At 70.1% G+C, this 7,683-nt stretch carries 4 protein-coding genes and 1 pseudogene; all 5 read left to right on the plus strand.

All coding sequences use genetic code 11. The annotated features are described in order from the left end of the window. The first annotated feature begins 75 nt into the window (after positions 1 to 75). The gene (locus tag AB0K12_RS47975) at positions 76 to 504 is read left to right on the plus strand and encodes a MarR family winged helix-turn-helix transcriptional regulator (protein WP_364576002.1); all 429 of its coding nucleotides are present in this window, start codon (positions 76 to 78) and stop codon (positions 502 to 504) included. After that, positions 494 to 1,009, plus strand: coding sequence for a hypothetical protein (locus AB0K12_RS47980; RefSeq protein ID WP_364576004.1), 516 nt, complete (start codon positions 494 to 496; stop codon positions 1,007 to 1,009). The genes AB0K12_RS47975 and AB0K12_RS47980 overlap by 11 nt, the downstream gene beginning before the upstream one ends. Before the next feature lie 74 nt (positions 1,010 to 1,083). After that, positions 1,084 to 1,515 (plus strand): GNAT family N-acetyltransferase, encoded by a 432-nt coding sequence (locus tag AB0K12_RS47985; protein ID WP_364576006.1) that lies wholly within the window; start codon positions 1,084 to 1,086, stop codon positions 1,513 to 1,515. Positions 1,516 to 2,064: 549 nt separating this feature from the next. Further along, positions 2,065 to 7,062: a ThuA domain-containing protein gene (locus AB0K12_RS47990; RefSeq protein ID WP_364576008.1), complete on the plus strand. Its 4,998-nt coding sequence runs from the start codon at positions 2,065 to 2,067 to the stop codon at positions 7,060 to 7,062. Between the two features lie 16 nt (positions 7,063 to 7,078). After that, a pseudogene (locus AB0K12_RS47995) lies at positions 7,079 to 7,683 on the plus strand (hypothetical protein); the annotation flags it as partial.

A 7,683-nucleotide genomic window follows, 5' to 3' on the forward strand; every position in this document is an offset into this window, starting at 1 on the left:
CGCGCCCTGGGGTTCTTGCCGCACTCGTAGGCTCACTGGTTGTAGGACACAACTATTTGGTTGTATCGTCGAACCATGGCGGATGAGCGTGACCTCCAGGAGGCGGTGGCCCGGTTCGTGCGGGCCTTCGGGCTGCACCAGCCGGACCAGACCCCGTGCGGGCAGCCCGTCCCCGTGTCGGAGGCGCACGCGCTGGGCGAGCTGGCGAGGGACGGCGCCCTGCGCCAGAGCGAGCTGGCGCACCGGCTCAAGCTGGAGAAGAGCACCACGAGCCGGCTGGTCACCCAGCTCATCAACCGCGGCTGGGCCGAGCGCGTCCCCGCACCGGGTGACGGGCGCGGGCGGCTGGTCCTGCTCACCGAGCAGGGAGCCCTGGCCGCGGCCCGGCTGGCCGAGGCCAGGGCTCAGCGGTTCTCCGCCGTCCTTGACCGCGTCCCCGCAGCCGAACGCGCCGACGTCCTGCGCGCCCTGACCATCCTCACGGAGGCCATCGATGACACTTAGAGACCGCCGCGTCCAGGCGCTCCTCGCGGCGCTGGCGCTCCTCGCCGCCGCCGCGACGGCGTACGCGCTCATCATCCGCGACGACGAGCGGGCCCTGGCCGACCGGCAGGCCGAGATCGCGTCCAGGAGCAGGCAGGTGATGCCGTTCGACCTGGAGCGCACCACCCACCGCTTCGCGAAGGCGGCCACCGGCGGCGTGCAGACGGTCACCTCCGACGACCCCGGCGACGCCGAGCAGGTCAGGTTGATCCGCGATCATCTGACCGCCGAGGCGGCCGGCTTCAGCAAGGGCGACTACGGCGACCCCGCCTCGATCCACGGCGGCGAGATGCCGGGCCTGCGAGAGCTCGAGCAAGGCCACGGCCGCATCGCCATCCGCTACGCCGAGCTGCCCGACGGCGCCCGGATCACCTACACCACGACCGACGCGTCACTGATCGCCGCGTTGCACGCCTGGTTCGACGCGCAGGTGACCGATCATGGCCGGCACGCGGAGCACGGCTGACATCTTCACTTTCCCGCCCACATACCCAACGGGGGTAGGGTTCAAGAACTCCTGACCTGACGAGGAGAACGACTGTGATTTCCGTCCGCCGTGCCACCCCTGAGGACGCGACCACCGTGCACGGCCTCATGCGAGGTCTCGCCGACCACCAGCACCAGGGATCGGCGCTCACCGTGACGCCCGGCAAGCTGAAAGAGCTGCTCGGCCAGGCCGGGGTCGGCTATCTGATCGCCGAGCGAGACGGGCGGGCGATCGGTTACGTCTCCTGGCTCGAGCGCACGAGCTTCTGGTCCGGCGAGGACTACCTGCACCTGGACGACCTGTACGTCGCCACCGGCGAGCGCGGCAATCGCGTGGGCGAGCGGCTCATGCACGCCATCGCCGCCGTCGCCGCCGGCAGGGTGATCCGCTGGGAGGTGGCCGAGGCCAACGTGGGCGCGCAGCGCTTCTACGAGCGCATCGGCGCCACCCTCATCGCCAAGAAGATCGGCCGCTGGCGGCCGTAGTGATCACAGGGCCGTGCCCCGCCCGCCTGACGGGCCGGTCGGCACCACCGCGGCGGCACCGAGGTCGGCGTCAACGATGCCGGTGCGGCTCGTACCGGCTGCTCAGGCGGGCGGGACGTTCTCGTACGGGGCACGAAAAGGGCGCAGTGCGACAAGCCGAATTAAATGAGGGGACTTTCGCCGACACAAGGGTGAAATCGTTTGCGACTTTGCTAACGGTTCGGTAACTTACGCCGGATCTCACGCGTTAATACGCCGATGCCATCTCGTTACGCGAGAGAGGTCTTCCCGGCCGGACGTCCCCGTGTTACAACTCCGTTGAATTGATCTCGGAGGCCCACCAAAAAGGGCATGGAGACGGCACCCTCCAGCCTTCGCACCACCTGCTTCACCGAAGTGGCAACAGCGCGGCGGCGCGCGCCTTGCCTGACGTCCCCATGGTCAGGAAGGTTCTCCATGTCACCACGTCATCGCACGTGGGCCAGGCTGCTCCGTGCAGTCCTGCCGTTACGCCCGTTACCCAGGCGCCGGACCACGGCGATCATCGCCTTGTCCCTCCTCATCGCCCTCCTCCCGGCGCCGGTGAGCGCCCTGGCCGCCACCGCCGCCACCGCCACCGCCACCGCCACCGCCCGTGCCTCCACCGCCGCTACGACCGCCACGACCACCACGACCGCCACGACCACCACGACCACCAGGACCACCACGGCGGACCACGCCTTCAAGGTCCTGGTCTTCTCCAAGACGACCGGCTTCCGGCACGACGCGATCCCCGAGGGCATCGCGGCCATCCAGCAGCTCGGTCAGGACAACGACTTCGCGGTCGACACCACCGAGGACAGCACCGCGTTCACGGACCAGAACCTCGCGCAGTACCAGGCCGTGATCTTCCTGTCCACGACCGGTGACCCGGTGACCACACAGGACCAGAAGGACGCCTTCGAGCGCTACATCAGGAACGGCGGCGGCTTCGTCGGGGTGCACGCCGCCGCCGACAGCGGTTACAGCTGGGAGTGGTACGGCGATCTGGTCGGGGCGTACTTCAAGAGCCACCCGGCGATCCAGCAGGCCACGGTCAAGGTCGAGGACCCGGCGCACCCGTCCACGAAGGACCTGCCGGTGACGTGGAGCCGTACCGACGAGTGGTACGACTACCAGGCCAACCCGCGCAACGACGTGCACGTGCTGGCGTCGATGGACGAGACGTCCTACAGCGGCGGCACGATGGGCGCGGACCACCCGATCACCTGGTGCCACGACTTCGACGGCGGCCGCTCCTGGTACACCGGGCTCGGTCACATGAAGGAGAACTACAGCGAGCCGAACTTCCTGAAGCTGCTGCTCGGCGGCATCCAGACGGCCGCGGGGGCGATCAGGGCCGACTGCTCGGCCTCGCAGAGCTCCAGCTTCGAGAAGGTCACCCTCGACGACGACACCTCCAACCCGATGATGGTGGACGTCGCCGAGGACGGCCGCGTCTTCTACATCGACCGCCTCGGCGACGTCAAGATCATCAAGCCGGCCGGCGGCACCGTGACCGCGGCACAGCTCGACGTCTTCACCGCCAACGAGAGCGGTCTGCTCGGCCTGGCGCTCGACCCGGGCTTCGCCACCAACAACTGGGTGTACCTGTACTACTCGCCCGCCGGGGAGAACGTCGACCGGCTGAGCAGGTTCACCGTCACCGGCGACACCCTGGACCTGGACAGCGAGAAGACGATCCTCGACGTCCCCGTCCAGCGGGCCGAGTGCTGCCACCACGGCGGCGGCATGGTGATCGACCCGAACAGCGGCGACCTCTGGCTCGCCACCGGCGACAACACCAACCCGTTCGCCTCCGACGGCTACACGCCGATCGACGAGCGCTCCGGCCGCTCCGCCTGGGACGCCCAGCGCACCGCGGGCAACACCAACAGCCTGAGCGGCAAGCTGCTGCGCATCCACCCCGAGGACGACGGCACGTACACGATCCCGGACGGCAACCTGTTCCCGCCGGGCACGGAGAAGACCAAGCCGGAGATCTACGGCATGGGGCTGCGCAACCCGTTCCGCATGGGTCTCGACCCGAAGACCGGGCACATCATGCTCGGCGAGTACGGCCCCGACGCCTCCTCGGCCAGCGCGGCGCGCGGCCCGCAGAACACCGTCGAGTGGAACATCGTCTCCGAGCCGGGCAACTACGGCTGGCCGTACTGCGTCGGCGACAACACCCCCTACGTCGACTTCGACTTCGCCACCCGGCAGTCGGGGGCGGCCTTCAACTGCGCGGCGCCGGTCAACGACTCGCCGAACAACGACGGCCTGACCAGCCTGCCGCCGATCGTCCCCGCGACGGTCTGGTACCACTACGCGGCCGACCCGCAGCACTTCCCCGAGCTGAACGGCGGCGCGCCCATGGGTGGGCCGGTCTACCGCGACGACCCCGAGCTGGACTCGGACGTCAAGTGGCCGGCGTACTGGGACGGCAAGGCGATCTTCGGTGAGTGGAACAACGACACGGTGTGGTCGTTCCAGCTCGACGAGGACGGCACCGAGCTCGTCGAGATGAACAAGATCCTCACCGGCTTGTCGTTCAAGAAGCCCATGGACATGAAGTTCGGCCCCGACGGCGCGCTCTACATGGTCGAGTGGGGCTCCGGCTTCGGCGGCGACAACGCCGACTCCGGCATCTACCGCATCGAGTACACCAAGGGCACCCGCCCGCTGATCGCCCGCGCCACGGCGGACAAGACGGACGGGCCGCTGCCGCTGACCGTCACGTTCTCCAGCGAGGGCAGCAGGGACCCGGACGGCAAGCCGCTCACCTACGCCTGGGACCTCGACGGCGACGGCGACACCGACTCCACCGACCCGGCCCCGTCCTTCACCTACGAGGAGGGCGGCGACTACAACGCCGTCCTGACCGTCACGAACCCCGACGGCAGGACCGCCACCGCGAGCGTGACGATCGCCGCGGGCAACACCCGTCCCACCGTGACCGTGGACGTGCCGCCGAACGGCGCGTTCTTCGAATTCGGCGACCAGGTGCGGTTCGAGGTCACCGTCACCGATGCCGAGGACGGCACGATCGACTGCGAGCGGGTGCGGATCCAGGCGATCCTCGGCCACGACAGCCACGGCCACCCGCTCGACCAGCAGCAGGGCTGCGAGGGCGTGCTGCAGACCCAGCAGGCCGGGCACGGCGAGTACGAGGACCTGTTCTACGTCATCGAGGCCAGTTACGCCGACGACGGCGCCAACGGCGCGGGGCCGCTGACCGGGCGCGGTGAGGTCATGCTGGCGCCCAAGCGCAAGCAGGCCGAGCACTTCACGCGGACCGGCCGGGTGAGCGGCGGCACCGGCACCGACACCCCGGGCGTCGCGGTGGAGACGACCGCCGATCCGCAGGGCGGCAACGAGCACGTCGCGTCCATCCAGGACGGCGACTGGTGGTCGTTCGACCCGGCGAACCTGTCGAACCTGACCGCGATCCGGCTGCGCGCCGCCTCCGGCGGCCCCGGCGGCACCGTGCAGGTCCGGATGGGCGACCCGGAGACCGGTACGCTGATCGGCTCGGCCGAGGTGGCGCCCACCGGCGGCTGGCAGACGTTCACCGACGTCACGCTCGACCTGGCGGAGCCGCCGACGCAGAGCGGGCCGCTGTACTTCGTCGTCCGCAAGCCGGCGGACGCCGCCGACGACGCTTACCTGCTCAACGTCAACTGGGTCGACTTCGTCGGCAAGGGCGCGACGCACAACCAGCACCCGGTGGTGACCGCGACCGCCACCCCGGAGACGGGCGTCGCCCCGCTGGAGGTCGCCTTCAAGGCGACGGCCACCGACCCCGAGGGCGACCCGATCACCTACAAGTGGAGCTTCGGCGTGGACGGCGCTCCCGAGCCCACCACCGCGGAGGCGAGCCACACCTACACCGTGCCGGGCACCTACACCGCCGTGGTGACGGCGACCGACGACAAGGGCGCGTCGGCCACCGCGCAGGTGCCGGTCAGGGTGACCGCGCCGCCGACGGTGTGCTTCACCGGCCGATCCGACGACTTCCTCGGCGACCAGCTCGATCGTGACCGCTGGACGGTCGTCAGGGAGAACCAGGACCTCAAGGTCGAGGACGGCAAGCTGGTGATCCCGACCTCGACCACCGACATCTACAGCACGGGCGGGAACACGCCGAACATCGTGCTGCAACCTGCCCCGGCGGGCGCCTGGACGGCCACGGCCAAGCTGACGCTGGACGCGCGGGACGCGTACCAGCAGGCGGGCCTGGTCATCTACGGCGACGACGACAACTACGCCAAGATGGTGCTGCAGGCCCGCTCGACCTCGGGCCCCGACCACGCCAGCCGCATCTTCCAGTTCATCAGGGAGGAGAACGCCGCCCCGAACGAGGTGGCGGAGAGCAACACGGCCGCGCTCGGCGACGCCTACCCCGACACGGTGTACGTGCGGTTCGTCAGCGACGGCAGCAGCATCACCGCCCACTACTCCGCCGACGGCACCACGTTCACCGCGATGCCGCAGACCAAGTCGCTCGCCGGGATCACCAACCCGAAGATCGGCCTGATCTCGCTCGCGGGGGCGAACCACCCGGTGGTGGACGCCGCCTTCGACTGGTTCCACCTCATCCCCGACGACACGGCGACCGCGCCCGCCCCCGACGACGAGTTCGACGGCACCGCGCTCGACGCCTGCCGCTGGAGCGAGATCGTCCGCCCCGACCCCACCGCGCTGCGGGTGCGTGACGGCAAGCTGGAGCTCGACACCACGACGGGCGACATCTACGGCACCACCAACAGCGACCCGAAGAACCTCATCCTGCAACCGGCCCCCGACGGCGACTGGACGCTGGAGACCAAGCTGGACGCCTCGGCGCTCAACGAGCAGTACCAGCAGGGCGGCCTGATGGTGTACGCCGGTGACGACGACTACGTGAAGCTCGACTTCCTCACCACCAACGCCCCGGGGGCCACGGTGGCGCGGGCCATCGAGCTGCGCAGCGAGGTCGGCGGCACCGTGCAGAGCCCGCAGCCGCAGGCCAACAACCTCACCAGCGGTGAGTGGCACCTGCGGCTGGTCAAGGAGGGCAGCACCTTCACCGGCTCGTACTCCGCCGACGGCGAGACGTGGACGGAGCTGTCCGCCCCGGTGGAGAACAGCGCGGTGGCCTCCGGCGATGTGAAGGTCGGTGTCTTCACGATCGGCACCAACCAGACGGCCTCGAAGACGGTCACGTTCGACCACTTCCGCCTCACCGAGGCGGCCCAGGTCGAGCTGGTGGTCTCCGCCGCGTCCCGCTGCGTCGGCGCGACGGCGTACGTGGCGGTCACCGCCGTCAACCGCTCCGACGAATCGGCCGCGGTGACGCTGACCACGCCGTTCGGCACGAAGACCGTGGCCGGCGTGACGCCGGGCAAGCAGGCGTACCAGTCCTTCAACAGCCGGGCCGGGCAGATCGAGGCCGGCACGGTGACCGTGAAGGGCACGGCGACGATCGGCGGCCGGGAGGTCACCTCGTCGTACGACGCCGCGTACCCGGCGCTCGACTGCTCATGAGAGACGGAAGGATCACATGATCACCACCAGGATTCCGCGGCTGCTCGCCACCGCGGTGATCGGCGCCGCGCTCACCGGCGTCGCCGTGACCGGTCCCGCCGTGGCGGAGGACGACCCCGAGGACGGCATCGACGTGTCGGTGACGATCGAGCCGCGCACCACTCCCGGCTCGGTGTCCATGACCGTCGCCGACAACACGGGCGTGGCCCTGCAGGAGAACGGCTCCGACGCCGCCGCCCGGCAGTTCGTCGGCACCCTGCCGACGGTGACGGTGACCGACACCCGCGACCCCGCGCAGATCCCCGCCGGTGACTTCTGGGCGGTCGTGGGCCAGGCCGGGGAGTTCGTCTCGGCGGACGGCGCCGCGCCGCCCATCGGCCCGCAGTACCTGGGCTGGCGGCCGCAGCTGCTGAGCGACTCCCCCACCGGCGCGGTCGCGGCCGGTGAGCCCGTCTCCAGCGTCATCTCCGACGGCTCTGGAGCGCCCACGGTCGGCCTGCAGGGCCAGGAGCTGCTGGTCTCGACAGCCGACCGGCAGGTCGACCAGCCGCCAGCCGTTCCGCTCCGCGAGGCGGTGCAGGAGCATGAGCGTGCTCCCGTACTCGGTGCGGGCCCGCCCCA

Origin of the sequence: Nonomuraea sp. NPDC049419, from assembly GCF_040676995.1 — a bacterium.
Taxonomy (GTDB): domain Bacteria; phylum Actinomycetota; class Actinomycetes; order Streptosporangiales; family Streptosporangiaceae; genus Nonomuraea; species Nonomuraea salmonea.

What these genes read in the sequence shown, in the direction of transcription:
- AB0K12_RS47980 (WP_364576004.1), top strand. Translation starts at nt 494, where the DNA reads ATGACACTTAGAGACCGCCGCGTCCAGGCGCTCCTCGCGGCGCTGGCG.
- AB0K12_RS47975 (WP_364576002.1), top strand. Translation starts at nt 76, where the DNA reads ATGGCGGATGAGCGTGACCTCCAGGAGGCGGTGGCCCGGTTCGTGCGG.